The 25,352-nt window shown below is 68.6% G+C and carries 27 protein-coding genes; 19 read left to right on the forward strand and 8 right to left on the reverse strand.

Annotated elements, in window-relative coordinates; genetic code table 11:
* The first annotated feature begins 390 nt into the window (after positions 1-390).
* From D0D37_RS38710 to D0D37_RS48940, 7 genes are all read left to right on the forward strand, one after another.
* Positions 391-1,695, forward strand: coding sequence for a sensor histidine kinase (locus D0D37_RS38710; RefSeq protein ID WP_116205548.1), 1,305 nt, complete (start codon positions 391-393; stop codon positions 1,693-1,695).
* A gap of 18 nt (positions 1,696-1,713) precedes the next feature.
* On the forward strand, positions 1,714-2,559 hold the full coding sequence (locus tag D0D37_RS38715) for a S49 family peptidase (RefSeq protein WP_116205549.1): 846 nt from the start codon (positions 1,714-1,716) through the stop codon (positions 2,557-2,559).
* Positions 2,560-2,644: 85 nt separating this feature from the next.
* Positions 2,645-3,478, forward strand: a complete 834-nt coding sequence (locus tag D0D37_RS38720; protein ID WP_162834694.1) for a LytR/AlgR family response regulator transcription factor — start codon at positions 2,645-2,647, stop codon at positions 3,476-3,478.
* 6 nt (positions 3,479-3,484) lie between these two features.
* A complete protein-coding gene (locus D0D37_RS38725; RefSeq protein ID WP_116205550.1) occupies positions 3,485-3,994 on the forward strand; it encodes a hypothetical protein in 510 nt (169 codons plus the stop codon).
* Between the two features lie 70 nt (positions 3,995-4,064).
* Entirely contained in the window at positions 4,065-5,855 is a 1,791-nt protein-coding gene (locus tag D0D37_RS38730; RefSeq protein ID WP_116205551.1) for a sodium/solute symporter, read from the forward strand.
* A 44-nt stretch (positions 5,856-5,899) separates the two neighbouring features.
* Positions 5,900-6,256, forward strand: coding sequence for a rhodanese-like domain-containing protein (locus tag D0D37_RS38735; RefSeq protein WP_116205552.1), 357 nt, complete (start codon positions 5,900-5,902; stop codon positions 6,254-6,256).
* Between the two features lie 558 nt (positions 6,257-6,814).
* The gene (locus D0D37_RS48940) at positions 6,815-7,753 is read left to right on the forward strand and encodes a DUF4328 domain-containing protein (RefSeq protein ID WP_162834697.1); all 939 of its coding nucleotides are present in this window, start codon (positions 6,815-6,817) and stop codon (positions 7,751-7,753) included.
* Here D0D37_RS48940 and D0D37_RS38745 read toward each other — a convergent pair.
* A complete protein-coding gene (locus D0D37_RS38745) occupies positions 7,750-8,352 on the reverse strand; it encodes a TetR/AcrR family transcriptional regulator (protein ID WP_116205553.1) in 603 nt (200 codons plus the stop codon). The two genes, D0D37_RS48940 and D0D37_RS38745, sit on opposite strands and share 4 nt — an antisense overlap.
* Positions 8,353-8,448: 96 nt before the next feature.
* Between D0D37_RS38745 and D0D37_RS38750 the strand changes: the two genes are divergently transcribed.
* The gene (locus D0D37_RS38750; RefSeq protein WP_116205554.1) at positions 8,449-9,789 is read left to right on the forward strand and encodes a DHA2 family efflux MFS transporter permease subunit; all 1,341 of its coding nucleotides are present in this window, start codon (positions 8,449-8,451) and stop codon (positions 9,787-9,789) included.
* A complete protein-coding gene (gene mca / locus D0D37_RS38755) occupies positions 9,786-10,601 on the forward strand; it encodes a mycothiol conjugate amidase Mca (RefSeq protein WP_116205555.1) in 816 nt (271 codons plus the stop codon). Before D0D37_RS38750 ends, mca begins: the two co-directional genes overlap by 4 nt.
* Positions 10,602-10,604: 3 nt before the next feature.
* Here mca and D0D37_RS38760 read toward each other — a convergent pair whose 3' ends face one another.
* On the reverse strand, positions 10,605-11,759 hold the full coding sequence (locus D0D37_RS38760; protein WP_116205556.1) for a cytochrome P450: 1,155 nt from the start codon (positions 11,757-11,759) through the stop codon (positions 10,605-10,607).
* 75 nt (positions 11,760-11,834) lie between these two features.
* Here D0D37_RS38760 and D0D37_RS38765 point away from each other — a divergent pair, with 75 nt between their 5' ends.
* The 5 genes from D0D37_RS38765 (at position 11,835) to D0D37_RS38785 (ending at position 15,324) form a co-directional block, all read left to right on the forward strand.
* On the forward strand, positions 11,835-12,710 hold the full coding sequence (locus tag D0D37_RS38765) for a DUF5926 family protein (RefSeq protein ID WP_116205557.1): 876 nt from the start codon (positions 11,835-11,837) through the stop codon (positions 12,708-12,710).
* 68 nt (positions 12,711-12,778) lie between these two features.
* Complete coding sequence (locus tag D0D37_RS38770; protein ID WP_116205558.1) at positions 12,779-13,132, forward strand: DUF952 domain-containing protein; 354 nt, start codon at positions 12,779-12,781, stop codon at positions 13,130-13,132.
* Positions 13,133-13,256: 124 nt separating this feature from the next.
* The gene (locus D0D37_RS38775) at positions 13,257-13,820 is read left to right on the forward strand and encodes a SigE family RNA polymerase sigma factor (protein ID WP_244223827.1); all 564 of its coding nucleotides are present in this window, start codon (positions 13,257-13,259) and stop codon (positions 13,818-13,820) included.
* Complete coding sequence (locus tag D0D37_RS38780) at positions 13,817-14,644, forward strand: hypothetical protein (protein ID WP_116205559.1); 828 nt, start codon at positions 13,817-13,819, stop codon at positions 14,642-14,644. Before D0D37_RS38775 ends, D0D37_RS38780 begins: the two co-directional genes overlap by 4 nt.
* 95 nt (positions 14,645-14,739) lie before the next feature.
* On the forward strand, positions 14,740-15,324 hold the full coding sequence (locus tag D0D37_RS38785) for a dihydrofolate reductase family protein (RefSeq protein ID WP_116205560.1): 585 nt from the start codon (positions 14,740-14,742) through the stop codon (positions 15,322-15,324).
* Between the two features lie 66 nt (positions 15,325-15,390).
* On the opposite strand, the gene D0D37_RS38790 is transcribed toward D0D37_RS38785, so the two are convergent.
* The 3 genes from D0D37_RS38790 to D0D37_RS38800 all read right to left on the reverse strand — a co-directional run bounded on the left by D0D37_RS38790 (position 15,391) and on the right by D0D37_RS38800 (position 18,173).
* Positions 15,391-15,942 (reverse strand): ferritin, encoded by a 552-nt coding sequence (locus D0D37_RS38790; protein WP_162834695.1) that lies wholly within the window; start codon positions 15,940-15,942, stop codon positions 15,391-15,393.
* 151 nt (positions 15,943-16,093) lie between these two features.
* The gene (locus tag D0D37_RS38795) at positions 16,094-17,278 is read right to left on the reverse strand and encodes an arginine deiminase (protein WP_116205562.1); all 1,185 of its coding nucleotides are present in this window, start codon (positions 17,276-17,278) and stop codon (positions 16,094-16,096) included.
* 61 nt (positions 17,279-17,339) lie between these two features.
* Positions 17,340-18,173 (reverse strand): CPBP family intramembrane glutamic endopeptidase, encoded by an 834-nt coding sequence (locus tag D0D37_RS38800; RefSeq protein ID WP_116205563.1) that lies wholly within the window; start codon positions 18,171-18,173, stop codon positions 17,340-17,342.
* Between the two features lie 22 nt (positions 18,174-18,195).
* On the opposite strand from D0D37_RS38800, the gene D0D37_RS38805 reads away from it, so the two are divergent.
* A complete protein-coding gene (locus tag D0D37_RS38805) occupies positions 18,196-18,663 on the forward strand; it encodes a PPOX class F420-dependent oxidoreductase (RefSeq protein ID WP_116205572.1) in 468 nt (155 codons plus the stop codon).
* A gap of 58 nt (positions 18,664-18,721) precedes the next feature.
* On the opposite strand, the gene D0D37_RS38810 is transcribed toward D0D37_RS38805, so the two are convergent.
* A complete protein-coding gene (locus tag D0D37_RS38810; RefSeq protein WP_116205564.1) occupies positions 18,722-19,522 on the reverse strand; it encodes a DUF2470 domain-containing protein in 801 nt (266 codons plus the stop codon).
* Between the two features lie 232 nt (positions 19,523-19,754).
* On the opposite strand from D0D37_RS38810, the gene D0D37_RS38815 reads away from it, so the two are divergent.
* Positions 19,755-20,609, forward strand: a complete 855-nt coding sequence (locus tag D0D37_RS38815; protein ID WP_279630352.1) for a hypothetical protein — start codon at positions 19,755-19,757, stop codon at positions 20,607-20,609.
* Entirely contained in the window at positions 20,606-21,241 is a 636-nt protein-coding gene (locus D0D37_RS38820; protein WP_116205566.1) for a helix-turn-helix domain-containing protein, read from the forward strand. The genes D0D37_RS38815 and D0D37_RS38820 overlap by 4 nt, the downstream gene beginning before the upstream one ends.
* Here D0D37_RS38820 and D0D37_RS38825 read toward each other — a convergent pair.
* Entirely contained in the window at positions 21,238-21,897 is a 660-nt protein-coding gene (locus tag D0D37_RS38825; protein ID WP_116205567.1) for a DUF998 domain-containing protein, read from the reverse strand. The genes D0D37_RS38820 and D0D37_RS38825 overlap by 4 nt on opposite strands.
* Positions 21,898-22,004: 107 nt before the next feature.
* Positions 22,005-22,604, reverse strand: coding sequence for a TMEM165/GDT1 family protein (locus D0D37_RS38830; protein WP_162834696.1), 600 nt, complete (start codon positions 22,602-22,604; stop codon positions 22,005-22,007).
* A gap of 173 nt (positions 22,605-22,777) precedes the next feature.
* On the opposite strand from D0D37_RS38830, the gene cutA reads away from it, so the two are divergent.
* Both cutA and D0D37_RS38840 read left to right on the forward strand, forming a co-directional pair.
* Positions 22,778-23,098 (forward strand): divalent-cation tolerance protein CutA, encoded by a 321-nt coding sequence (cutA, locus tag D0D37_RS38835; RefSeq protein WP_037718964.1) that lies wholly within the window; start codon positions 22,778-22,780, stop codon positions 23,096-23,098.
* Between the two features lie 132 nt (positions 23,099-23,230).
* Complete coding sequence (locus D0D37_RS38840) at positions 23,231-24,766, forward strand: cytochrome ubiquinol oxidase subunit I (protein ID WP_116205568.1); 1,536 nt, start codon at positions 23,231-23,233, stop codon at positions 24,764-24,766.
* The last annotated feature ends 586 nt before the right edge of the window (positions 24,767-25,352 follow it).

The raw sequence follows: 25,352 nt of genomic DNA on the forward strand, positions 1-25,352 counted from the left end.
GCGGTGGGTCCGTGAAGGGCTCCTTGAGGGAATCCAAGTCCGTGAAGGGGTCCCTCGCGGACCGTCGTTGGTCGTGAGGGGAACCCTGAGGGACTCTGAGTCCGTGAAGGTTCCCCTCACGGACTTGGGTCGAGTCAGCGGGGGCGGGGGGCGTCCAAGAACCCTCATCCGCACTAGCCAAGCGATGAAGGGGACCGTCATCCCTAACTTTGCGTAGCCGTGAAGGGTCCCGTCACCCACTCTTCGGCGACCCACCGCCACCGCAGCCACTCGAATGGCGCAAGATCCTCACGCTCACCGGGAGTGACGGTAGGGTTTGGCCACTCTCGGCGTCGCCAACGGACAGAAAGTGGGAAGCAGACCTTGCACCCGGTCGGTCGAGCGCAGAGCATGGACGTCGTGTCCGACTTCCCCTACGCGCTGGTCGTTCCGTGGGTCCTGGTCGGCCTCCTGGTGATCGTGGTGCTGGTCCTCGCCTTCCGGGCGCGCCGGCCCAAGGGCGTCATCCAGGACGCCGTTCTGCAGGCCGTCCACCGGATGTCCAAGGCCACGCCCAACTTGCGGGCGGGGCTCGACGAGGAGGCCGCCAACCGGATGACGGCGGAGCTGCTCGAGGTGCTCGACTGTCTCGCCGTGGGTATCACGGACAGTGAAGGCACGCTGCTGTCCTGGGCTGGCGAGGCGACCGACCACTATCTGGACGTCGTCGAGGACATTGGCACCGCGTTGCGCAAGCATCGCCGCGCCGTCGCTGATCACAACAAGATGCCGTGCAATCACCGGGGCACTTGCAAGATGAAGACCGCCGCGATCGTGCCCATTCTCGTTGAGGGCGAGGCTGAGGCGACGTTGATCGTGGTCGGGCGCACGCGCGGCAAGCTGGTGCAGATGGCCGAAGCCGTGGGGCAATTCGTCTGCACGCAGTTCGAGCTTGCGCGGCTGGAAGAATCGCGCAATCAGTTGCAGCAGGCGGAAATCAAAGCTCTCCGCGCACAGATTTCGCCGCACTTCGTCTACAACGCGCTCAACACGATCTCCGCGCTCATCCGCACCGATCCGGAGGAAGCGCGCGAACTGCTTCAGGACTTCGCGGACTTCACGCGCTATTCGTTCCGCACCTCCGGCATGTACACGACGCTCGCCGAGGAACTGCGCAACATCGACCGGTACCTGACCATCGAAAACGCTCGTTTCGGCGGCAGGCTCGAGGTGCGGATGAAGATCGCGCCCGAGGTGCTGAGCGTCGTGGTGCCGTTCCTGATCATTCAGCCGCTCGTCGAGAACGCCGTCAAACACGGGCTGGCCAGCAAGCCGAGCGGTGGCTGCGTCACGGTGATCGCGCGGGACGACGGGCACGAAGCGCTGATCACGGTCGAGGACGACGGCATCGGCATGGATCCGCGGCAGCTCACCGATCTGCGCAACGCGCACCGCACCGGCGCGCACGTCGGGCTCGGCAACATCAACCAGCGGATGCGACAAGTATTTGGCGAGGATTACGCGCTCACCGTCGAAACAGCGCCGGGGGCGGGCATGAAGGTCGCGTTGCGGGTGCCGAAGTTCAAGCTCGGCGTGCGGCCGAACATGCCGGACTACTCCGCCGACGTTCCGCAGCAGCCGCCCGCGCCGGTGGAGCCCGAACCGGAACCCGACGGAGTGCACGGCTCGCGTTCGGGAATGCTGCCCGCGCACTGAACTGGTTAGCCTGGGCAGATGAGCGTGACCGACAAGCTGACTTCCCGCATTCCCGTGCTCGGCGACCGGGGCGACCGCAAGGACGTGGTCGCCGTCGTGAAGCTGCACGGGGTGATCACGCCGACGCCGTCTCCGCTGGCCCGTGGCGCGATCAACCTCGGTGCCGTCGAATCCGCGCTCACCAGGGCGTTCGCGCACGACCGGCTCAAGGCCGTCGCGTTGCAGATCAACTCGCCCGGCGGTGCGCCGACGCAGTCCGGCCTGGTCGCGGAGCGGATCCGGCAGATGGCCGACGAGAAGGGCGTGCCGGTGCTGGCCTTCGCCGAGGACGTCGCCGCGTCCGGCGGGTACTGGCTCGCCTGCGCGGCCGACGAGATCTACGCGCACCGGACGTCCATGGTCGGTTCGATCGGCGTCATCAGCGGCGGGTTCGGGTTCACCGGGCTGCTCGAACGCTTCGGCATCGAGCGCAGGCTGCACACCGCGGGAGCGAACAAATCGCGGCTCGACCCGTTCAGCCCGGAGAAGCCCGAGGACGTCGAGTGGCTGAAGAACATGCACAGCCAGTTGCACGAACTGTTCGTCGAATGGGTCAAGGAACGCCGCGGGGACCGGCTGACCGATTCCACCGATTTGTTCACCGGCGACGTCTGGCTCGGGCAGAAAGCGGTCGACCTCGGGCTCGTCGACGGGCTCGGTTCGCTGCGCGAGATCGTCAACAAGCGTTACCCCGGTGCTGAGATTTCCGTGGCCGAGCCTAAGAAACCGCTGCTCGCGCGGCTCGGGATCGGGGCTCCCGCGGCGGCGAGCGCGCTGCTGGACGCGGTCACCACGAAGGCGGCCTGGTCGCGTTTCGGTCTGTGACAGCTGGTGAGCGGCGACTCCGGTACGCCACTCACAAGCGGCTCTCTCCGCTGGGGTCTGGACAATGCACCTCGCAATCGGCAGGATGCGTCTCACTGTGAGTGCTCACGACGACACCCGGAAACTCATCGTCCTTGCCGTGGACGACGAGCTGGCCGGGCTGGACGAACTCAGCCACGGTCTCCAGAACAACCCGCACATCCACCGCGTTTTCCAGGCCTCGGACGCCTCCGACGCGCTGCGGCTGTTCTCGCATGACGACCCGGAACTGGCTGCCCGGCGGGCAACCGGCCTGCCGACGGTCGACGCCGTGTTCGCCGACATCGACATGCCCGGCCTGTCCGGAATGGAGATGTCGCGCGTGATCACGGCGATGAACCCGTCGCCGGTACTGGTGTTCGTCACCGGGCACGCCGAGGAAGCGGTGAACGCGTTCGACCTCGGCGCGGTCGACTACGTCCTCAAGCCGTTCCAGCAGGATCGGCTTGACCGGTCGGTCGCGCGGGTGCGCGAGAAGCTGGCCACGGTCGCGGGCCCGCCCGCCGGTCAGGGCGGCGCCGAGCCGGTGAAGAACGACGACGAGGTCATCCCCGTCGAACTCGCCGGCACCACGAAGCTGATCCCGCGTTCGTCGGTGCGCTGGGTGGAAGCCCAGGGCGACTACGCGCGGTTGTTCACCACCGAGGGCAGCCACCTGGTCCGCATCCCGCTCGCCCAACTGGAGGAACGCTGGGAGAAGGCCGGATTCGTGCGGATCCACCGGTCGTTCCTGGTCGCGCTTCCGCTGATCACCGAAATGCGGATGGGCCAGGGCGGCTACCAGGTCGTGATCGGCAACGAGGAGAAAGTCCTGCCGGTCAGCCGACGGCACACCCGGGCGCTGAAGGACCGCATCGTCGGTTCCGGCCGGGGCGGCTAGCCGTCGATGTCCTCGCCCGAAGACCCTTACCACCGGCTCGAGAACGGAGTCCGCAAACCGGACCCGACGCTGGGCGTGCGGCCGGAGGACCGCGCGGTGGTCGAACCGGTGCCGCCCGCACCCGAACCGGCCCCGCGGTCCAGCGAACCCGCGCACGTGCGGCCGAAACGGGAACGCGTGGTGCTCGCCGATTCGCGGCAGTCGTCCGGCCGGATGCGCGGGAGGATCGAGCTGGAGGAACAGACCAGCTGGGGAAAACTGCTGGTCCGCGACCTGGTGAAGGTGCAGCTGCGGACGTCGGTGTGGCTGGCGGTGCTCGTGCTGGTCGTGCTCGGGATGCTGCCCGCGCTGTTCTACTTCCTCCCGGCGGTCGCGCGGTTTACCGTGATCGGCATCCCGATCCCGTGGCTCGTGCTCGGCCTGCTTCCGTTCCCGTTCCTCTTCGCCGTCGGCCTCTGGTACAACCGGCTCGCCGAGCGGCACGAACGCGACTTCGTCGACATGATCGAGAACTGACCCGCGCGGGGGCGGCGCGCCCTGGTGGCGGCGCGTCCGGAAACCGTGCGGTCGTGCGAGGATTCACGCCGTGCAGCTGACCCCGTGGACGTTGACCGGCTTGGTGCTGGTCGCCTTCGCGACGTTCTACCTTGGCTTCCGTTCGTCGCGCGGTGCCACCAGCACGCACGATTTCCTCGTCGCCCGCCGCACCGTGCGATCCAGCCGCAACGCCGCGGCGATTTCCGGCGAATACCTGTCGGCGGCGTCGTTCCTCGGCGTCGCGGGCATGGTGCTCAAGCAAGGCGCCGACGCGACCTGGTACCCGATCGGCTTCACCGCCGGATACCTCGCGCTGATGCTGTTCGTCGCCGCGCCGCTGCGCCGGTCCGGTGCGTACACGCTGCCGGACTTCGTGGAGGCCCGGCTCGGTTCGATCGGCCTGCGCCGGTTCGCGACCGCGGGCGCGGTGTTCATCGGGATTCTCTACATGGTTCCGCAGCTGCAGGGCGCCGGGCTGACGCTCGCGCAGATCGTGCCGGTACCGGCGTGGGCGGGCGCGCTGCTCGTCATCGTCCTGGTCGCGGTCAACGTGATGGCCGGCGGAATGCGCGCGATCACCGTGGTCCAGGCGTTCCAGTACTGGCTCAAGCTGTTCGCGATCGCCGTGCCGACTTTCGTGCTGTGCATGGTTTTCTTCTCCGGCGGCGGCCCGGGCGGCTTTCGTGCGCTCGGTGCGCCCGCGCCTCCGCTGTTTCCGTCGGAAACCAAGGTGACGGTGGAAACCGACGTGACCGTGAAGGTCACCACCGAGACGTTCTTCTACGCACACGGCCACATCGACGGCGGTCCCGCGGCTGGCATGGCGCGCTGGTCGCCGCTCGTGCCGCACAAGGTGTCCTCGGGAACGACGCTGGAATTCGCCGCGGGAACGCCGGTGCCGATCGTGAGCGACGCGCCCACGACGAACGACGCGTGGCTGCACCCGGCGTCGAGCGGCATCAGCGACCTGCTGCAGACGTACTCGCTGATTTTCGCGCTGTTCCTCGGCACCATGGGCCTGCCGCACGTGCTCGTCCGCTTCTACACCAACCCCGACGGCAAGGCCGCGCGCCGCACCACCGTGCACGTGCTGCTCCTGCTCGGGCTGTTCTACCTGTTCCCGACGATGCTGGGCGCGCTCTCGCGGATGTACGTGCCGCAGTTGCTGCTCACCGGCAACACCGACGCGGCCGTGCTGCTGTTGCCGACCGCGGTGTTGCCGGGCTGGCCAGGACAGATCCTCGCCGCGGTGGTGGCGGCGGGCGCGTTCGCGGCGTTCCTGTCGAGCTGCTCGGGGCTGTTGGTGAGCGTGGCCGGGGTCGTGTCGACGGACCTGCTGCCGGGCCGGGTCAAGGACTTCCGGGTCGCGACGCTGCTGGTCGCGGTGTGCCCGATGGCGCTCACGCTGATCTTCCGCACCGAGGACATCTCGCTGTCGATCGGGATGACGTTCGCGCTCGCCGCGTCCACGTTCAGCCCGCTGCTGCTGCTCGGCATCTGGTGGCGCAAGCTCAGCTGGCCGGGCGCGCTGGCGGGGATGGTCGTCGGCGGCGGAATGGTGCTCGGCGCGCTGGCGTACAACATCGTCTGCGAGTACACCGGAGACAAAATGCCGTGGTACACCGTGCAGCCCGCGCTGATCTCGGTGCCCGCGGCGTTCCTGGCGACCTACGTGGTGAGCCGGCTGACCCGGTCCGGCCGCCCGGAACTGGTGAACGACATCATGCTGCGCCTGCACGCCCCCGACCCGCTCGGCCTGATGCGCGACCGCGCGGTCGCCCGCTTCGGCCAGGCCGACGACAAGCTGCGCGCCGGCCGGGGACGACACCGCAAGGCGTAGCGGTTAGCGTTCCTCACACGCGTACAACGTCCTGACATGGGAGCATGGAACCTGTGGTGAGCCCTGCTGAAATTCCGACCGCTGAAGTCCGCGACCTTCCCGCGGACGTCGCACTGCTCGACGTCCGCGAGGACGACGAGTGGGCCGCCGGGCACGCCCCCGCCGCGGTGCACATCCCGCTCGGCGAACTGCCCGCGCGGGTCGGGGAACTCTCCGAGTTCCCCGAGGACAACCCGGTCTACGTCATCTGCCGCTCCGGCGGCCGCTCGGCGCGCGCCACGGCCTGGCTGAACGCGAGCGGCTGGGACGCGGTCAACGTCGCGGGCGGAATGGGAGCCTGGGCCCGCGAAGGCCGCCGCATGGTGAGCGAAAACTCCGACGCTGAACCCGAGGTTCTCTGACGGATGCCTGCCCAGTCTGTTCCCGAGCCGCCGGAATCCTCGGATCCGGTGTCGTTCGTTCCTGGCTTCGGCCGGGACGAAGGGGACGGTTCCCGGCGGGGCGAGCCTTCTGGTGCGCCGGTTGACGCTGGTCAGGGCGGGACTGGGTTCACGTCCGGTTCTCAGGGGGCCGCTTACGGGCAGCCTGGTCCTGGCGCGGGTCATGCCGGACCGTGGGCACCGCAGGGGAATGAGCCTGGGTCTGGTCGGGCTGGCTCGGCTTCGCAGCCTGGTCCGCAGTCGTATCCCGCTCAGTCCGGCGGTGCGTATGCGCAGCCGACTGGCTTCGTCCAGCCTGGCCCGCAGCCGCACCCCGGCCAGCACGGCGGTCCTGCGGGGCAGGTCCAGCCTCCGCACCCCGGCCACTGGGCGCAGCCGCCAGCCGGGTCCGCGCATCCCGGCCAGCAGTTCGCCCATCCGTACCAGCCGCAGTACCCCGCGCATCCGCAGTACCCCGCGCAGGCGTACCCGCAGCATCAGGGCTACGCCCGCCCGTTCACCGCCGCTCCGCAAGGCGCGATCCATCGACCGGCTCAGCAACAGCCGCAGCCGACTCCGCCGAAGCGCGCGGCCAAGCTGCGCTGGGTCGCCTCCCCGCCGCCGAGTGCCGTCCGCCGTCGCCGCGCCGTGCCCGCGACGCCCTACTCCGGACCGCCGTCCTATCCGGTCCCGCCGCGCTGGGGCTTTCCGAACCTGACCTGGCGCCGTCCGACCAACGTGCCCGGCACCGCGTCCGGCGAGATCCGGCCGATCGACCGCATTCCGGTGCTCGCGCGGAGCCTCACGACGATCCTCTGGACGTTCGCCGTCCTCGCGGTGATCGCGGCGGCAGCGGAGATCTGGCGGTACGCCCTGCTCGTCGAGAGCCGCGATTCCGCGTTGAACAGCAGCGTCGTCGGATTCTCCGATGCCTTCGTCATGCTCGCCGGCCTGCTCACCACGATCTTTTCGCTGCTCCCGGCGGGACTCTCGGTTTGGTGGCTGCTGGTCGCCCGGCAAGCCGCCGCCGACGAAGCGGGGGAAACGCCGCCGCGGCCGGTCTGGCAGGTGCTCGTGAGCGTGCTGGTGCCGATCGTGAATCTGCCGCTCGCGTTGTCCGTGGTCAGCGAGCTGGAGCACGCCGTGCTCCGCCGTCCCCGCGACGAACGGCCGAAGCCCTCGCGGCTGGTGCTCGGCTGGTGGGGCGCGTGGCTGGCCAACTGGGTCCTGCTGGTCGTCACGATCATCTGGCGCATCCGGCCGGGAGTACAGGCGATGGCGGACAGCGTTCTGCTGGTCGCGCTCACCGACCTCGCCGCGGCAGGGCTCGCGATCGTCACCGCGCTGGTGATCCGGCGGTTCTCGCACCTGCTGACGCCGATCGCCCCGGAACGGCTGCGCGACTTCCGCGTGCTCAGGATCGAGGGCGCACCGGAGCCGGAGCTGCGGACCGCGCGTCCGGTCGGCGCCGCGCGTTAAAGGTCGCCGAGCGCCGGTTCCAGCTGCCCGAACGCGACTGCCGCGGAATCCCGGATCTGCTCCACCAGGTCGTCCAGCTTGACGTCCTGCCAGGTCAGCTGCCAGACGTCGTCGAGAAGAAGCCGCAGCACTGACGTCAGGTGCGCCCCGGCCGTCCGCGACAGCATTTCGCGGTCCGGATGCCGGTCGAGCAGCGCGGCGACGAGCTGGGTCTCCCGGTCCACGTGCATATCCCGGAGTGCGGACGTGAGGCGTTCGCTTTGCCGCACCATCCGTACGAAGGACACTTCCGCGAATCCGAGCATCGGGCTCGTCTTGTCCAGTTCCGCGAAGCATCCGTCCCGCACGGCGACCAGCGCGGGCGTCTCTGGATCGGCGCGGACCAGGTTCGCCGGCCAGTCCACGAAGTCCATCCGGATGTCGAAGACCAGGTCTTCCTTCCGGCTGAAGTGATTGGTCACGGTCATCTTGGCGACCCGCGCCGCCTCCGCGACCTCCGCGATCGTCACCTGGTCGAACCCGCGCTGGATGAACAGCCGCGTCGCCACGGCGGAGATCGTCTGCCGCGTCTCCAGCTTCTTCTGCTCCCTGAGGCTCACCCCGGCCAGTGTACTAGGTCCGACCTAAAATTGTGCTTGACCCACTAACTAGGTTCGACCTAATCTAAGGTCCGACCTAATGAATGAGGCGACTCGATGACCACGCAGGCTCCGGTGTCCGATTCCGGGCTTCGCCGGCTCGGCGGGGTGCTGATCCTGGGCGCGGTGTTGTCGATCCTCGACGCGACGATCGTGTCGGTCGGGATCGGCGTGATGGCGCGTGACCTGGACAGCTCGCTGCCGACCGTGCAGTGGGTGGCCAGCGCGTACCTGCTGGCCGCGTCGCTCACCATCCCGCTGTCGGGCTGGCTCGCCGACCGGTTCGGCGGCCGTCAGGTGTGGATCGCGGCCGTCGGGCTTTTCACGCTGGGGACGGTGCTGTGCGGTTTCGCCTGGTCGGCTCCTGCGCTAATCGCGTTCCGCGTGCTGCATGGCCTCGGCGGCGGTCTCATGCAACCGGTCGGCCAGGCGATTTTCGCGCAGGCTGCCGGTCCTCGGCTGGGCCGGATGATCGGCGTCGTCACGCTGCCCGCGACCGTCGCGCCGGTACTCGGCCCGATGCTCGGCGGTGCGCTCGTTCAGGATCTGGGCTGGCGCTGGCTGTTCTTCGGGATCGTGCCGTTCGGCGTCGCCACCTTGCTGCTTGCCGTCCGAGTGCTGCCGCGCGAAGCACCAGCCGGCACGCGCGACCCACTCGACGTCCGCGGCCTCCTGCTGCTCCCGCCCGGACTCGGTGCTCTTGGGTACGGCCTAGGCGAAGGTTCCAACACGTTCGCCATCGCCGGTGCCGTACTGCTGATCGCTTACGCCTGGCACGCCCGCCGTGTGCAAGCGCCGCTGCTCGATCTGAAGTTGTTCGCGCACAAGGCTTTCGCCGTCGGGAGCGCGAGCACCTTCTTGCTGGGCGCGTCGCTGTACAGCTCGATGTTGCTGCTTCCGCTTTACTACCAGCAAATCCAGCACACCTCCGCCCTCGCCGCCGGGCTCCTGCTAGCTCCACAAGCTCTGGGCTCCGCCGTCGTCCTCATCGCCGGCGGAAAGCTCCTAGACCGCTTCGGCTCGCGAACAGTCATGCTCACCGGCATCGCGCTGTCGTTGCTGGGCACCATCGCCTTCACCCAACTCGGCGATTCCCCCAGCCCGATCCTGTTGACAATCTCGTTGCTGATCCGTGGGTTCGGCCTAGGCGCGACGACCACACCCGGCATGACGATGCTCTACACCTCGCTGGAACGCAGCCAAATCCCGCGAGCGGCAAGCGGGATCAACGTCGTCAACCGCATCGGCGGCTCGCTAGGCACGGCGTTGCTGGTGGCTGTCCTGCACGCGCAACCGGCCGGTGCCGCCGCGTTCGGCACAACTTTCACCTGGGCACTTGGCCTTTCCCTGCTGAGCTTTATCCCTGCCCTCTTCTTCCCGAAAGGAAGCCGCGCATGACGCTGCGCCTCTTGGCCGTGCACGCCCACCCAGACGACGAATCAAGCAAAGGTGCCGCCACCCTGGCCCGCTACGCAGCCGAAGGCGTCGACGTCCTGGTAGCCACCTGCACCGGCGGCGAACGCGGTGATGTACTCAACCCAAGTTTGGACCGAGAGGACATCCGACGGAATCTGCCCGCCATCCGTCGGCGAGAAATGGCTGATGCGGCAAGGATTCTCGGCATCCGCCAAACGTTCCTGGGCCACGAGGACTCGGGCCTGACGGAACCGTCCCCCGCCGGAAGCTTCGCCGAGATTCCCATAGCTGAAGCGACAAAACCGCTGCTGGAGCTGATGCGGGAATTCCGTCCACAGGTAGTGGTCACCTACGACGAAACCGGCGGTTATCCACACCCCGACCACATCCGCACGCACGAGGTCACGACCGCTGCGTTCGACGAATCCGACGACGGCACCCCGCGCAAGCTCTACTACTTGGCCACCCTCAGCCGATCCTGGTTCGAAGCCATCCACCAGGCGACCCTCGCTGCTGGCGAAGAGTCGATGATGGGCCCAGTACTGGAAGAACTACCGCCAACCGACCTGCTCACCGTGACCACCCGAATCCGCTGCGAAGAACACTTCGCCACCCGGGACGCCGCGTTGCGCGCGCACGCCACGCAGATGGACCCAGCGCACCCGTTTTTCGCGCACTCCCGGGAGATCGAGCGAAAGGCGTGGCCCTGGGAGGACTACCACCTGGCCGGCACGAATGGCGCTGTCGAGATCGGAACCGGACTGGAGGACGACTTGTTCGCAGGGCTGCGGTGAGGTTCAGACAGTCACCGGCAAAGCCCGCAATCCCCGGATCACGAACTCCGGCCTCCGCTCCGGCTCGGCAGCCAGCCGCAACCCCGGAAGCCGCTTCGTCAGCGCCGTCAGGGCCGCCGCGATCTCCACCCGAGCCAGCGGGGCCCCGACGCAGTAGTGGATCCCCATCCCGAACCCGAGGTGCGCGTTCGGCGACCGGCCGACGTCCAGGGTGTCCGGCGTGTCGAACACCTTCGGGTCGCGCGCCGCGGCACCCAGCAATGCACCGATCTTCGAGCCCTTCGCGACCCGGTGACCGGCGATCTCCACGTCCTCGGTCGCCGTGCGCTCGAACAACTGCAGCGGCGAGTCGAAGCGGATCAGTTCTTCCACAGCCGTGTCCAGCAACGTTGGGTCGGACCTAAGCCGCTCCCATTCCGTGCGGTGGGTGAGCAGCGCGGTCACCCCGTTGCCGATCACATTCACCGTCGCCTCGTGACCCGCCATCAGCAGCAGGACCGCGGTGGCGACAACCTCGTCGGGGGTCAACTCGCTCGCGGTCAGGTCCCGGACGATCCCGCGCGGGGAGCCAGCGACAACCTCGCGCAAATACGCGACGAAATCGGCCGCGGCCTGCTCGGCGGCGTCGCGGCCGTCCTCGGACAGACCGTATTCGTACATCTTCACGATGGCGTTGCTCCACGCCACCAGTTGCGAGCCGTCCGACGTCGGGACGCCGAGCAGTTCCGCGATGACCGCGACCGGCAGTGGTTGCGCCAGATGTTCGAGCAGGTCCGCGCTGCCGTCGGCGGCGATTTTCGCGGCCAGAGTGTCCACCATGGACTCCGCGAGTTCCCCGACCATCGGACGCAGCCGTTGCACGTGGCCCCGGCCGAACTCGCCCGCGATGACGCGGCGCAGGCGGGTGTGCGCGGGCGGTTCGTTCTCCAGCAACGAGTTGCGGTGCAGCAGGTTGAACGACGCGAACCGTTCGAGCGGCTGCGCGTCGGTCCAGATCCGGCCGAGTCCGCGGTGCCGGAGCACGGCGGCGGACGCGGCGTGCGAGACCGTGATCGCGATGCCGAGGCCATCGTGCCGGTGCACCTCGCCTTCGGCGCGCAGCGCGGCGAACGCGGGATACGGGTCGGCGAGGAAGGCGGGATCGCGAGGGTCGAACACGAGCAGACTCTAACCCGCGAGCCTGGACGGCCGGTCGCTTCGATAGCGTCTGACTTCGAGTTCAAGGAGGGTGAAATGGGTAAGGGCGCGCGTAAGAAGGGTCCGAAGCCGGACCGCAAGCCGAAGGTGCGCGACGTCTTCGTCGGGCAGCCGTTCGAGGGTCTGGCGGCGGAGCCGGAGCTGATCGCGCTGCGCGAGTTCGTCCCGTCGGCCACGGCGAAGCTCACGCTCGCCGACGGCGGCGACGTCACGCTCGGCACGGTGCTGCCCATGGCCGCCGCGGCGTTCGTCCGTTCGGACGGCGAGCGCTTCCTCGGTCTGCAGGTGCAGACGCGGTCCTCCGACATCAGCCGCGACCTCGGCCGCGCGCTCCGCTGGCTGCTCGACGCCGAACCGGGCGACGTGCTGTCGGTGCCGGACACGACGTCGCCCACCGACCCGGACGAGCACAACCGGCTCCAGGACCTGCTCGTGCCGAGCGCGGAGCTGGAGGTCGCCCTTCACACCGACTTCGCGTGGTGGCTGCCCGAGGACGCGGACGCGACCGGCGACGTCGCGGTGTCCCTCGAGCGCGCCAACGCCGCGATCATGCCCACCGATCGGCTCGGCTCCGGCGCGTACTGGGTGCTCGCCGGCGAGAAGGCGCACCTGCGCTGGGTCCGTCCGGAACCGGAGAACCTGCTGCTGCAAGCGCTTGCGCGGCTGTCCGCGGCGGGCACGCTCGGGCTCGGCGAGGGCACCCGCTACGCCGGTTCGTTCCGCGCGCACGGCCTGCTCGTCCCGGTGTGGGACCTCGACCCCGAGGCGCACGCCCGGGAGTGGGCCGAGCCCAAGGACCAGCTCGGCGCCCGGCTCGACGAGGCGCTCAAGTCGCTCGACTCCGAGCCGCTCAACGCCGCCGAGCGGCGCGCTCGCGACGGCCTGATCGGTCGGCAGCTCACCATTCGCTGACCTATCCACATGTGGACAACTCAGGTCGAGTTGTCCACATGTGGGTAAGTCGATGGGACGATCACAGCGTGATCCTCCACATCTGCACCCGCGACGAGTGGGCCGCGGTGCCCGCCGACGGCGAATACCGTGCGTCCTCGCTCGACGACGTCGGTTTCATCCACTGCTCGGACCCGGGCACCGTCGCCCTGCCCGCCAACGCGCTCTTCCGCGGCCAATCCGGCCTGGTCCTGCTCGAAATCGACCCCAAGCTGGTCGACGCGCCCGTCCGCTGGGAGGACGGCGCGCCGCCGGACCCGCGCGGAATCCAGTTTCCGCACATTTACGGTCCGGTCCCGCGAAACGCTGTGGTCTCGGTACACGATTTCCCCACTGACACCGGCGGCGCCTTGAAGCTGCCCGAGTCGCTTTCCGTGCGCTGACCTCAGTTGTCCACAGCTACGGAAAGTAGCGACGGAGACGGGACAACCCCGGGGGGCGCTCATGCGTGGTGGGGATGACGAGGAGCCGTCGCTCGACGCGGTCATCCGGGGAAGGGGCGATACGGTGACAGCAGCCGCGTTGCCCCTCACGAGCGGAGATCGGCCGTGGGCAGGCAGCCAGGCGGAAGCCGTCAACACGATCACGGACTTCGGCGAGTTCGTGCGCGAGGCCCTGCCCGGCCTGCTCCGCTATGGCCACGTGCTCACCGGAAATCCGCACGACGCCGCGGACCTCGTTCAGACCGTGCTCGAAAAGATGGGCGCACGCTGGTCGTACGTGCAGCAGAAGACCGGCGACCCGCTGGCCTACGTGCGGCGTTCGATGGCGAACGCGCACGTCAGCCGCTGGCGCCGGACGCGGCGGGAGAACCTCGTCGCGGACCTGCCGGAGACCAGCCCGAGCCCGGCGAAGGACCCGTTCGAACACGAGCCGCTGTGGCAGGCGCTGCGCGACCTCCCGCCGCGGCAGCGCACGGTGATGGTGTTGCGGTACTACGAAGGACTGTCCGAAGTGGAGATCGCCAAGGCGCTGGACATCAGCCAGGGGACGGTGAAGAGCCAAGCGAGCAAGGCGATCGCGTCCTTGCGGGCGAAACTGAGGAACCAGGAAGGAGGCGACGCAGGGTGAGCGAACCTGAAGATCTGGAACAGCGCCTCCGCGCCCTCCTCGCCGACGACCGGCTGGCCGTCTCGCCAACCGAGGACGCCGCGTCAGTCATCGTGGCGGGCGCGCGCAGGCGGCGGCGCAGGCAGCGCGTCCTGACGTCCGCGGCCGGGGCGGCGTGCGTGCTCGCGGTGGTGTCGGCCGGGCTGGTGGTGATCCAGTTGCGCACGCCGCCCGCGGCAACTGACTTCACCGCCGAGCGCGCCGCGTCGGCCCAGCCCACGGTGCCTTCTTCGGTCCCCGAGCCTCCTTCGAGCGCCGAACCGACGCAGGTCCAAGCACCGGTCGAATCGTCGGAGCACGGTACGGCCGAACCTCCGGTGCCGCCGGCGCATCCGCATCACCCGAAGCCGGCCTCGCCGCAGACAACGCCAACGAGGGCCGCTTCCGGAGCGTTGGTGACCGCGGACGGCCTGGGCGCGGTGAAGCTCGGCATGACCGAGCAGCAGCTCGCGGACCAGGGCATGAAGCTCACGGCGGTGAAAGAATCGGCTGGCTGCACGTACTACGACGTCAGCGGCGCTGGCGTTCCCGCCGCGACCGCTGTCGTGTCACAGGACAACGGCGTGGTCGCGGTGAAGCCCGACGGTGCCGCGCACACCCCGGAGGGCGTGGGCGACGGGACGCCGAAGGACCAGGTCACGTCGACCTATCCGGGCACGTCGGAGTCGGGGAGCGCGCTCGTGTCGCCCACCGGGGACCAGGGCGCGTATCACTTCACGCTGAATTCGGACGGGGCTGTCCAGGCCGTCGAGGTCCGGGCGAAGACGCCGGACTGCGCCGGCTGAAAATTCCGCCGGGCCGATGTCGATTCGGCTCCGCGCCGCTCGTGTAGCGGGTGACGGGCCGGTTCGCGGTCCGCGGAAGCGGAAGGACATTCCCGATGCGTTCGATCAGTGTCATCCTGAGCACCACTCTCGACGGCGTCGTGCAAGGCCCCGGTCGCGGCGATGAGGACACCCACAATGGGTTCGACCTAGGCGGGTGGGGAAACGGGTATACCGACGACATTCTGGTGCGCGAGATGGGGAAGGGCATGGACCGGCCTGGGGACATGGTGTTCGGCCGACGCACCTGGGAGGACTTCGCCACCGCGTGGGGGCCGCGGACGGACGGGAATCCGTACACCACGCACATGAACGCCGCGACGAAGTACGTCGTCTCCACGACGCTCGACAGCGCCGATGCCTGGCAGAATTCGGTGCTGCTGCGCGGTTCCGCGGTGGAGACCGTGGCGGAGCTGAAAGCCTTGCCCGGCAAGGATCTTGCGATCATCGGCAGCGTTTCGCTCGCGCGTTCGCTGCACGCCGCCGGACTGATCGACCGCTACACGTTCCTGATCCATCCGCTGACGCTCGGCCGCGGCGCGCGGCTGTTCGAAGGACCCGCGCCGCTGACCGCGTTCACGCTCGCCGGAAGCGTCGCGACCACCACCGGCGTGCTCATCGCGCATTACGAGCGGCGATAGTTATCCACAGGCGGAAGCCCGGTTGTCCACAATGGGGACAACCGGGCTTCCGGACGTGCTCGAGCGCTACAGCGCGCCACCCGCGACCGGGGGCATCCCGGCATCCGCGCCGGCGTCGCCGACGGCCTCGCGGTGCAGGAACTTCTCGATCTCGTAGACGTTGTCACCCGCGCGGCGCGCGACCGTGACCAGCGTCGACATCTGGGAGATCTCCTCGACCTGCTCCTTGAGGAACCACTGGGTGAACTGCTCGCTGATGTAGTCCTCCTCGGCACGGGCGGCCTTCGCGAGCGCGGAGATGTCGGCGGCGACCTCCTTCTCCTGCTCCAGCGCGAGCTCGATCAGCTCGAGCGGGGAGGAGAAGTCGTTGCGGACCTGGCCGGTGCCGGGGATCTCGACGTGGTGGTCGCGGTCGAGCATGTACTGGACGAGCGCCATCGCGTGATTGCGCTCTTCCACCGACTGCTTGTAGAAGTGCTTCGCGAGCTGCGGCAGGTCCTCGTTGTCGAACCAGACCGCGAGCGCGATGTACTGCTGGGAGGCGTTGAACTCATTGTGAATCTGCGCCTGCAGCAGTTCGTAGAACTTGGAGCGCGGTTCTTTCTTCGTGAGGGCCATGTCCATCACGGTACGTCAATGTCCGATTGTTTTCCACTTTTGGCTGGTGATCTCCACCCTATTAGGGTTACCATTCCTCAAGAAGGAAATGCTTATTTTGGTTAGCCTTCCCTTAATGTGTTTGCCCTTATTAAGGAAAGGCTAACTTGGGTTAGCGGGGGTCGCGGCGCACCGGGCACGACAGGCAGCGCGGTCCGCCTCGCCCGGACCCCAGTTCGGACCCGGTGATCGGCAGCACCTCGATTCCCGCCGCGGCGAGCCGTTCGTTGGTCTCCGCGTTTCGTTCGTACCCCACGACCACGCCCGGGGCCAGTGCCAGCGTGTTGTTGCCGTCGTCCCACTGCTCGCGCTCCGCGGTGACCGGGTCGAGGCCGGTGTCGATCACCCGCAGCCGGTCGATCTCCATCGCTTCCGCGGCGGCTTCGAGGAATGGCGTCGGGCCGGCGACTTTCACGCCGCCGTCGCCGGTCGGCTTGATGGTGAACGCGGTGAGGGAATCGCGGGCGAGCGGATACATCACGACGGCGTCGACATCGACCATCGTGCACACGGTGTCGAGATGCATCGTCGCGCGCGATTGTTCGATCGGCACCGCGACGACGGTGTGCGCGAGTCCGTCGGCGAATACGGAACGGGCGAGCGATTCGGCGCCGGCCGGAGTCGTGCGTTCGCCGACGCCGATCGCCACGACGCCGGGGGCCAGCAGCATGACGTCGCCGCCTTCGATCGGCGCGGAATGCGCGCCGTACGCGCGCGCGGCGTGGCGGAATCGCGGGTGGTAGGCGTAAATCAGGTCGAGCAGCGCCGTTTCCCGCCGCCGCGCGGGCATGGTCAGCGACGAGATCGCGACGCGGTCGCCGATCCACGCCGACGAATCGCGGGTGAAAAGCAGATTGGGCAACGGATCGACGGCGAAGTCGCGCGGATTGTGCATCATCCGCACCAGCGACGCACCCTCGGCGGACGGAAGCTCCTCGAACGTCATGCCCGCCATCAGGACCTCGGCGAGCGCGGGCGCGTCGACGCTCGTTAGGTGCGACCTAAGCGAATCCGCGAGGTCATTGCCGAGACGACGGTCGTCCACCGCCGCGTGGACACCGGCGGCGTGTGCGCGCTGATCCTCGAGCGCGGTGCGGAGAACGTCGGCCAGCAGCAGCACTTCGACGCCCCGGCCGCGCAGGACGTCGGCGAACGCGTCGTGTTCCTGCTGCGCGCGGCTCACCCACGGGATGGAGTCGAAAAGGAGCTTGTCGTTGTTGCGGGGAGTGAGCCGTTTCAGCTCGTTTCCCGGCCGGTGCAACAGGACTGCCCGCAGTGGCCCGACTTCGCTGTCCACCCTGGGAGGTGCGGTCGTCTCGCTCGTCTCGCTCACGAAGTGCGAGCCTAATGAGCGGGCATCACGGGAGCCAGGAAAGACGGCCTTTCAGCAACGAATAGCCGACAAAGGACACCATATCGAACAAAGTATGCGCGGCGATGAGCGGCCACAGCCGGTTGGTGCGCTGCCACACGCGGCCGAACACCAGCCCCATCACGAGGTTGCCGACGAACCCGCCGAACCCTTGGTACAGGTGGTAGGAGCCGCGCAGCACCGCGGCGCCGAACAGCGACGCGTTCTCGCGCACGCCGAGCTGGCGCAGCCGGGTGAGGAGGTAGCCGATCACGAGCACTTCCTCGGCGAAAGCGTTGCCGAACGCGGAAAGCGTCAGTGCGATCGGCCGCCACCAGGTGTCGCCCAAAGTGGACGGTTGCACCGCGAGGCTGAAGCCCAGGTGATACGAGATGAAATACAGCGCGAGCCCGGGAATGCCGATCAGCGCGGCGATTCCGACGGTGATGAGCACGTCGGAACGGATGCGGCGGCTCAGGCCGATTTCGCGCAGTTTCACCCCGGCCCGCCACAGCAGGTACAGCCCGAGCCCGCCCCAGCCGATCAGCTGCGCGGCGCTCAGCAGTTGCTGGAGCAGGTCCAGCAGGCTCGCCGCGGCGCGCGGGACGTTGAGCTGCACTTGCTGCTGCGCCAACGGGGTCGGCCGCAACAGAGAGTCCACAAGGGACAGCAGACTGCGCGCACCGGACAGCCCGAGCGTGATGCCGAAAACGAGGACCAGCTCGATCTTGACCGCGCGCCGCTCGCGGGCGTCGGTGAGCGGAGCCGGGAACGCCGGAAGTGCCGGGTTGAGCCAGGCTCGCAGGCCTGAGGGCCCTCCGGAACGCTCTGTGGTGCGCATGAACGCACGCTACCGTCGGGGTATGCCGAGGACTATCGCCACCAACACGAAGGTCGAGCGCGCCGAACTGGTCGCGTTCCTCAAAGAGCGTCACCACGCGATCCTGGTGACCACCCGCGCCGACGGACGGCCGCAGCTGTCCCCGAACACATGCGGCGTCGACAACGAGGGCCGGATCGTCATCGCTACCTACCCGAAGCGCGCGAAGGCGGTCAACCTCCGGCGCGATTCGAAGGTGTCGGTGTGCGTGCTTTCGGACGAGTGGAACGGGCCTTGGGTCCAGGTCGACGGGACCGCGGAGGTGATCGACCTGCCGGATTCGGTCGAGCCGCTGGTCGGCTACTTCCGCAGCATCTCCGGCGAGCACCCGAACTGGGACGAGTACCGCGAGGCGATGCGCAAACAGGGCAAGAGCCTGATCCGGATCACGATCGAGCGCTGGGGGCCGATCGCGACCGGCGGATTCCCTCCGGAGCTGGCGGACGCCTGAGGTCCGTGAAGGACTCCTTGAGGGAATCAGATTCCCTCAAGGAGTCCTTCACGGACGGTCAGGCCTCGCCGTGCTGGTGGCGGAGGAACGGGCAGCCGAGCAGCCGGCGCAGTTCCGCCGCCAGCTGCGGCGGGCCCTCGACCGTGCGGGAGAACGCGAGGCGGACGTCGTGGTCGCCCGCCGTCGATTCGACGCGCAGGCGCAGGCCGTACCGGTCGAGGCCGAGCGGGCGGATCCGGCCGCCGCGCAGGTTCGCGGGCAGGTGCCGGGCCAGCTGTTCCACCACGTCCGGATGGTCGCTTTCCAGGTGCCGGAGCCATTCGGCCTCGTAGTCGTGGAACGGGTCCGGCGGGGCCGCGCTGAACATGTGCGGCCGCAGCGAATGCGTGCCCTCCGCGTCGGCAAGGACCAGCGACGCCGGGGTGAGCCGGAGCAGCGTGAGGCCGTGACCGACGTCGAGGAGCCGGTGGTCCGGCCGCTGCTCGGCGATCGACACCGCACGCGCGCGGGCCGACACCTCCGTCAGCGGCCGGAGCCATCCGGTGATCCACAGCAGGCCGCGGACCGGTTCCCGCAGCGCCACCGGGGCGTGGTCGGCGAGTTCGACCATGACGGCGAGCTCGCCGCGCTGAGCCTGCCGGGACGCGGACACCATCGGGTGCTCGTCCGGCAGAAGAATGCTGACGCTTCCGCTGTGGTGCACGTGATGCAGGACGGGCTCGACGCGTTCGGCCTCGCAGCCGGCGTTCTCGACCGTCGGCATGATCGTCGCCGGGCCGCCGCGGATCGCGATCGTCTTGGCGCGTTCGGCGGGGTTCGGCGCGGGCGGGCGGCGCACGGATACGGGTGCCTCGGTCACGGCTCACCTCCTACTTAGGTGAGCCTAACCTGAATTGCCCTGCGGAGGGAAGAGCGCGCGGGAAGATCACCCATGGTACGGGAAAGCCCTGGTCAGGGGATTGGCTGAACGCTGGATCCGGGCGGATTGGGCCGGTTGATCCTTCGTCGAGCGGCGCTCGGAATGCGTCCGCAGAGCGAACGATTTTGTCCTCTTGCCGTACGCTACTAGCGTGTCAGTCGTGTCAAGCGCTGTGGAACTCACGCCACCCGGCCCCCGTGGAATTCCCCCCCTGTTCGCGAGGCTCGTCGACGACTCGGCGCTCTTCCCTCCCGCGGACGTCGCGATGCCGGAGGCGCTGCGTGCGCACTTCGAATCGCGCTCCGGGGAACACGCCGGGGTGCTCGGGGTTTTCCTGTGCCAGGCCTCGCGGCTGCCCGAGCTGATCACCGAGCTGATCAAGATCAAGCCGAAGGAGCCGCTGCCGCTGTCGCTGATCATCGACACCGGTCTCGGCGGCGTCCCGAAGGCGATCTCGATCGTCGAATCGCGCAGCGAGCTGCTGTCGTTGCGGATGGTGGAGATGCCCGCCCCGTCCGACGTCGACGAGGTGTGGCTCGAACGCGTCTCGGAGTTCGTGCCCGAGGACGTCATCCGGGTGGTCGAGCCGCGCCGCGGCGTCGGCTGGCTGGACGGCGTCCGCAACGTGATCGAGCACGGCAGCTGGCCGAAGATCCGTTGCGGCGGCAAGGCGGGGGAGAACTTCCCCAGCGTGGACGAGGTCGCGGACTTCCTGTCCGTGGTCAGCGGCTCGCCGGGGGCGTCGTTCAAGGCGACGAACAGCCTGCACCGCGCGGTCCGGCACGTCGACGCGGAGACCGGCTTCACGCATCACGGCTTCCTGAACCTGCTCGTCGCGTCCGCGCGCTGCCTCTCCGGCGGCGACGTCCGCGAAGCGCTGGAATCGACCGACGGCAAGGCGCTCGCCGACGAAGCGCGCGCGTTGCCGGAACCGGCCGCGAAGGCGGTCCGGGAGCTGTTCGGGTCGTACGCGGCGGCTTCGTTCGCCGAGCCGGTGGCCGACCTGGGTGAACTCGAGCTGCTGTGAGCAGGGAGGGGTCGCTGACCCTCGACCGCGGTCTGGCGCTGCTGCAGGCGGTGGCAGATTCGGGCGAGCAGGCGGCGACCATCTCCGAACTCGCGGTGACCATCGGCGCGAGCCGTGCGGCGGTGTACCGGCTGCTGGTGCCGCTGTCCGAACGTGGCCTGATCTGGCGAGACGGCACGAAGGTGCGACTCGGCGTCGGAGTGCTGCGGCTGGCCGGTCAGGTGCTCCCACAGCTGCGTGAGGCCGCGCGGCCGGTGCTGCGCGTGATGGCCGAGAAGGTCGGCGCTACGGCGCATCTGACGGTGGCGCAGGGCGATCATGCGCAAGTGGTCGCCGTGGTGGAGCCGTCGTGGACGAGCTATCACGTGGCGTACCGGGTCGGCAGCAGCCACGCGCTCGCCGCGGGCGCGGCCGGGCGGGCGATGGCGTTGCGGCAGGGCAGCATTGACCGGTGGGTCGCTTCGACCGGCGAGATCGAGGCCGGTGCTTCGGGAGTCGCCGCGCCGGTGCGTGGGGTGCCGGGGCTGCGGGCGAGCGTCGGGGTGATCTCGTTGGAGCCGTTGGTCTCGGACGAGGTCGGGCCGTTGGCGGTCGAGGCGGCTTCGAAGTTAGCCGAGGTGCTGCGGACCTAGCGGCGGGACGCGGCGACCAGTGGCCGGACCATGGTCAGCAGCAGCGCCAGGTCGACGGTGAACAGCAGCCGCTCGAACAGTCCGAGCGTCACTTCCTGGTGCGCGGGCCCGGTGATCAGCGTGAACACGAAGCCGCCCAGCACCACTGCCACGCTGGCGAAACTCGCGACGGCCAGCCTGCGGATCGTGGTGCGGCGCGGCTCCCACGGGCACGATCGGCGACCGCGGCGGGTCAGCAGCCAGGCGGCCGTGGGAAGTGCGAGGAACGCGGTGAGGGCGGCGGCGTTGTGCAACTGGCCGTCGAAGGAGCGGGCTTCGCCATTGGGGTCGACCGGGACTGTCGCGCAGATCGTGAGACCGGCGCACCACACGCCGAGCAGGAGGACGACCGCGGGCGAACGGCGGGCTTTAACGAGCCCGGCCAGCAACGCCAGCGAGCCGAGCGCGAGCGCCAGGCACATGACGGTGAACAGCCGCGCGGCCGAATGGTCGCCGAGCCGGCCGTAGACGTACTCCGAGAGCGTCTGCCAGACCGGGCTGATTTGCGCGGAGAGCCGCAGATGCAGGTCCGTCGCGATGACCACGGCCGCCCCGATGCCGACCAGCGCGAGCCTGCCGTGCACCGGCGACACGGCGGCGCGTGAAGTGGTCGGCACGGGCGCTCCTCGGCGGTCATGGCGAAGGCCATGGCGTCACCGGGGGTTCACCTGGTCCTCGTTCGGGGGTTCCGAAGAGGTTACCTGGCGTTCCTGTGAAACCGCGGTTACCAGAGCAGCTGGGCCAGCGCGAACGCGGCGAATCCGGCGAACACGAACCCGGCGACCCGCTGGATCAGCTTCGGCCGGATCCGGTCGCGGATCTTCGCGCCGATGAACACCGCCAGCCCGGCGACCGACACCAGCGCGACGAACGCGCCGACCCCGACCGCGAACGGGTTGCCGAGGCGGGCGACGAGACCGGCGGTCGCCAGCTGGGAAGCGTCGCCCCACTCGGCGGCGAAGAGCACGCCGAACGACGTCAGCGCGGAGCGCAGGAACGACACCGGTCCCGGCCCGGACCGCGACGCGTCCTCGCCCGCCTCGGTTCCTTCGCTGAAGCCCTCGCGCAGCAGCAAGAACGCTCCGACGCCGAACATCGCGGCGACCAGCACCGAAACAAGCGTTTCCGGCAAGAGGGTGAGCAGGCTTCCGAAAGACACCGCGATCACGCATTGCACGGCGAATGCCACGCACACTCCGGCGAATACCGGCCAGGCGCGGAAACGGGTGGTGAGCACCAGCGTCGCGACGAGCGTCTTGTCCGGCAGCTCGACGGCCAGTACCAGGCCGAACGCGCTGAACAGAGCGATCAATGCGGGAGACATGGGTTCGTGCTCACCCCTTTCACTGCAACGATAAAGGGGAGATTCAGAAAACCGCAAGCTGATGGGTTTCGCGAATTGCCTGATAAGGTCGCCAGAATGCTCGACACCGGTTAGCCGGATAATTTTTTTCGGTGCGCCGAATTCTGTTTTCCGGCTGCGGTACGGTGCGGGTCATGTCTGCTGACCACGTCGTCGTCACCACCACCGTCGACTCCGAGGCCGCCGCGCGCACCATCGCCGCGAGCGCCATCGAGGCCCGGCTCGCCGCGTGCGCCCAGATCGTGGGGCCGATCACCAGCGTTTTCCGGTGGGAGGACGAGGTGCAGACGGCGGCCGAATGGCGGGTCGAGTGCAAGACGGCCGCGGACCGGTCCGGCGCGCTGGAGGAGTTCCTGAACGTGCGCCATCCCTACGACCTGCCCGAGGTCATCGTCACGCCGATCGTCGGCGGCAGCCCGCGGTACCTGTCGTGGCTTGTGGAGGAGACGCGCTAGCCGCCACCTGATCGGGGGTAGCTCCGAGGTCTCCCGGCACCGGCTTTCGGCAGGTCGGCGGGACGTTGGTCCCGGCAAGTTCAGGACGTGTTGAACTGGCTGGCGCGGGGGCGCGCGCGGAGGATCGGACACGTGGATGTCCTTGAGCTCGCGCGGTGGCAGTTCGGCATCACCACCGTCTACCACTTCCTGATGGTCCCGCTGACCATCGGACTCTCCGTGCTGGTCGCGGCCATGCAGACGGCATGGGTGCGGACCGGCAAACCGCGGCACCTCAAGATGACGAAGTTCTGGGGCAAGCTGCTGCTCGTCAACTTCGCCATGGGCGTGGTCACCGGGATCGTGCAGGAGTTCCAGTTCGGGATGAGCTGGAGCGCCTACTCCCGGTTCGTCGGCGACGTGTTCGGCGCGCCGCTCGCGATGGAAGGCCTCCTCGCGTTCTTCGTGGAGTCGGTCTTCCTCGGCCTGTGGATCTTCGGCTGGGACCGGCTGCCCAAGAAGATCCACCTGGCCTGCGCCTGGGCGTTCTCGCTGGCCACGATGGCCTCGGCGTACTTCATTCTCGCCGCGAACTCGTGGATGCAGCACCCGGTGGGCGTCGAGTTCGTGAACGGCAAGCCGACGATGAACTCGATCGGCGCGGTGCTCACGAACAACACGGCGCTCGCCGCGATCCCGCACACTCTGGCCGGCGCGTTCTCGGTGGCGGCGGCGTTCCTGGTCGGCGTGGCCGGATGGCACCTGTGGCGTAAGCGTTCTGCGGATTCGGACGAACATCGCGACGTCTGGCGCTCGTCGCTGCGCCTCGGCGGCTGGGTCGGCGTGGTGGCGTTCGCGGTGCTGGCGATCACCGGCGACATGCAGGGCAAGCTGATGTTCGAGCAGCAGCCGATGAAGATGGCGTCGGCGGAAGCGTTGTGCCACACGGAAAAGCCGGCGAGCTTCTCGATCATCGCGGTCGGCGACGTGGCCAACGCGAACTGCGAGGACGTCAAAACTTTCAATGTGCCCGCGCTGCTGTCTTTCCTGGCGCACAACGACTTCTCGACCGAGGTCAAGGGCGTGGAGAACCTGGTGACCGAATACCAGGCGAAATACGGCACGAACTACCCGAACGACCCGGCGCTCGGATCGCTGGCAGGAAAGCCGATCGACTACGTGCCCAGCCTGCCGGTGACGTACTGGGGCTTCCGGATCATGATCGGCTTCGGCGCGATCTCGGCGGGCATCGGCCTGCTGGCCCTGTGGCTCACCCGGCGAGGCCGAATCCCCGGCGGACGCTGGTTCCCGCTGATGGTGCTGGGCGGCATCGCGACGCCGTTCATCGGCAACAGCGCGGGCTGGATCTTCACGGAGATGGGACGGCAGCCGTTCGTGGTCGCGCCCAACCCGACCGGCGTCGAGGGCATGTGGATGTTCACCGCGCAGGCGGTGTCGAAGCTGACTGTCGGCGAGGTGCTGACGTCGCTGATCTCGCTGACGGTGCTGTACGCGGTGCTGGGTGTGGTGGAGCTGTACCTGATGCGCAAGTACGTACGGGGCGGTGTGGACGCGGTGATGCCGCCCGCTGCTCCTTCCGATTCCGACGGTTCGGGCGGTTCTGATGGTTCCGAGGACTCTGATGACTCCGGTGACTCCGGTGACCAGGCGCTTTCGTTCGCCTACTGACCCGGTGGAGCGGGCCGGGGTGCCGCCAGAAGACCCGGAGGGCCGGGTCTGGGCGCGGCCCGCTCCACTGGCCTGGATTGGCTCTGCTTCAGAACGGCTGGTGCGCACTGTCGCGGTGACTGGGGTGGCTGCGGTGACTGGGGTGACGAATACGACGGACGTGGTGATGGACGTGAGTCTGGACGGGCTTGGCGCGGGCGGCGCTGACTCGGTGACGGATGAGCTTGCGGTGAGGGACGGCTTCACCGCTGCGAACCCGACGATGGCGATGCCTTTTGCGACTGGCTCGGTGACTCTCGATCCTTCCGCCGCCACCGCCACGACGGACCGCCTCGCCGTGCCGACAACAGTGCCGGTTGGACCTGCCGTGGCCGCCGTAGTGTCGGTTGAACCTGCCGCAGCGATCGCAGAGCCGGACGGCTCCAGCGCGGCGACCGCGGCACCCGACCGACCCGCCGCAACAAACGCGATAGCGGACCGACCCGCCGCAACGACGCACAACCTCGCGTCTCCACACACGGCACCAATCGACCCCGCGACAGCGACCACCGCCCGGCCGCACCGGACGACGCGAACTCTTGCCACC

The organism is Amycolatopsis circi, from assembly GCF_003385235.1.
GTDB classification, from domain to species: Bacteria; Actinomycetota; Actinomycetes; order Mycobacteriales; family Pseudonocardiaceae; genus Amycolatopsis; species Amycolatopsis circi.

Excerpts from the sequence above, each read along its gene's own strand:
- D0D37_RS38710 (WP_116205548.1), top strand. The coding sequence starts at position 391 with ATGGACGTCGTGTCCGACTTCCCCTACGCGCTGGTCGTTCCGTGGGTC.
- D0D37_RS38715 (WP_116205549.1), top strand. The coding sequence starts at position 1,714 with ATGAGCGTGACCGACAAGCTGACTTCCCGCATTCCCGTGCTCGGCGAC.
- D0D37_RS38720 (WP_162834694.1), top strand. The coding sequence starts at position 2,645 with ATGCGTCTCACTGTGAGTGCTCACGACGACACCCGGAAACTCATCGTC.
- D0D37_RS38725 (WP_116205550.1), top strand. The coding sequence starts at position 3,485 with ATGTCCTCGCCCGAAGACCCTTACCACCGGCTCGAGAACGGAGTCCGC.
- D0D37_RS38735 (WP_116205552.1), top strand. The coding sequence starts at position 5,900 with ATGGAACCTGTGGTGAGCCCTGCTGAAATTCCGACCGCTGAAGTCCGC.
- D0D37_RS38750 (WP_116205554.1), top strand. The coding sequence starts at position 8,449 with ATGACCACGCAGGCTCCGGTGTCCGATTCCGGGCTTCGCCGGCTCGGC.
- mca (WP_116205555.1), top strand. The coding sequence starts at position 9,786 with ATGACGCTGCGCCTCTTGGCCGTGCACGCCCACCCAGACGACGAATCA.
- D0D37_RS38765 (WP_116205557.1), top strand. The coding sequence starts at position 11,835 with ATGGGTAAGGGCGCGCGTAAGAAGGGTCCGAAGCCGGACCGCAAGCCG.
- D0D37_RS38785 (WP_116205560.1), top strand. The coding sequence starts at position 14,740 with ATGCGTTCGATCAGTGTCATCCTGAGCACCACTCTCGACGGCGTCGTG.
- D0D37_RS38790 (WP_162834695.1), bottom strand. The coding sequence starts at position 15,942 with ATGGCCCTCACGAAGAAAGAACCGCGCTCCAAGTTCTACGAACTGCTG.
- D0D37_RS38800 (WP_116205563.1), bottom strand. The coding sequence starts at position 18,173 with ATGCGCACCACAGAGCGTTCCGGAGGGCCCTCAGGCCTGCGAGCCTGG.
- D0D37_RS38805 (WP_116205572.1), top strand. The coding sequence starts at position 18,196 with ATGCCGAGGACTATCGCCACCAACACGAAGGTCGAGCGCGCCGAACTG.
- D0D37_RS38830 (WP_162834696.1), bottom strand. The coding sequence starts at position 22,604 with ATGTCTCCCGCATTGATCGCTCTGTTCAGCGCGTTCGGCCTGGTACTG.
- cutA (WP_037718964.1), top strand. The coding sequence starts at position 22,778 with ATGTCTGCTGACCACGTCGTCGTCACCACCACCGTCGACTCCGAGGCC.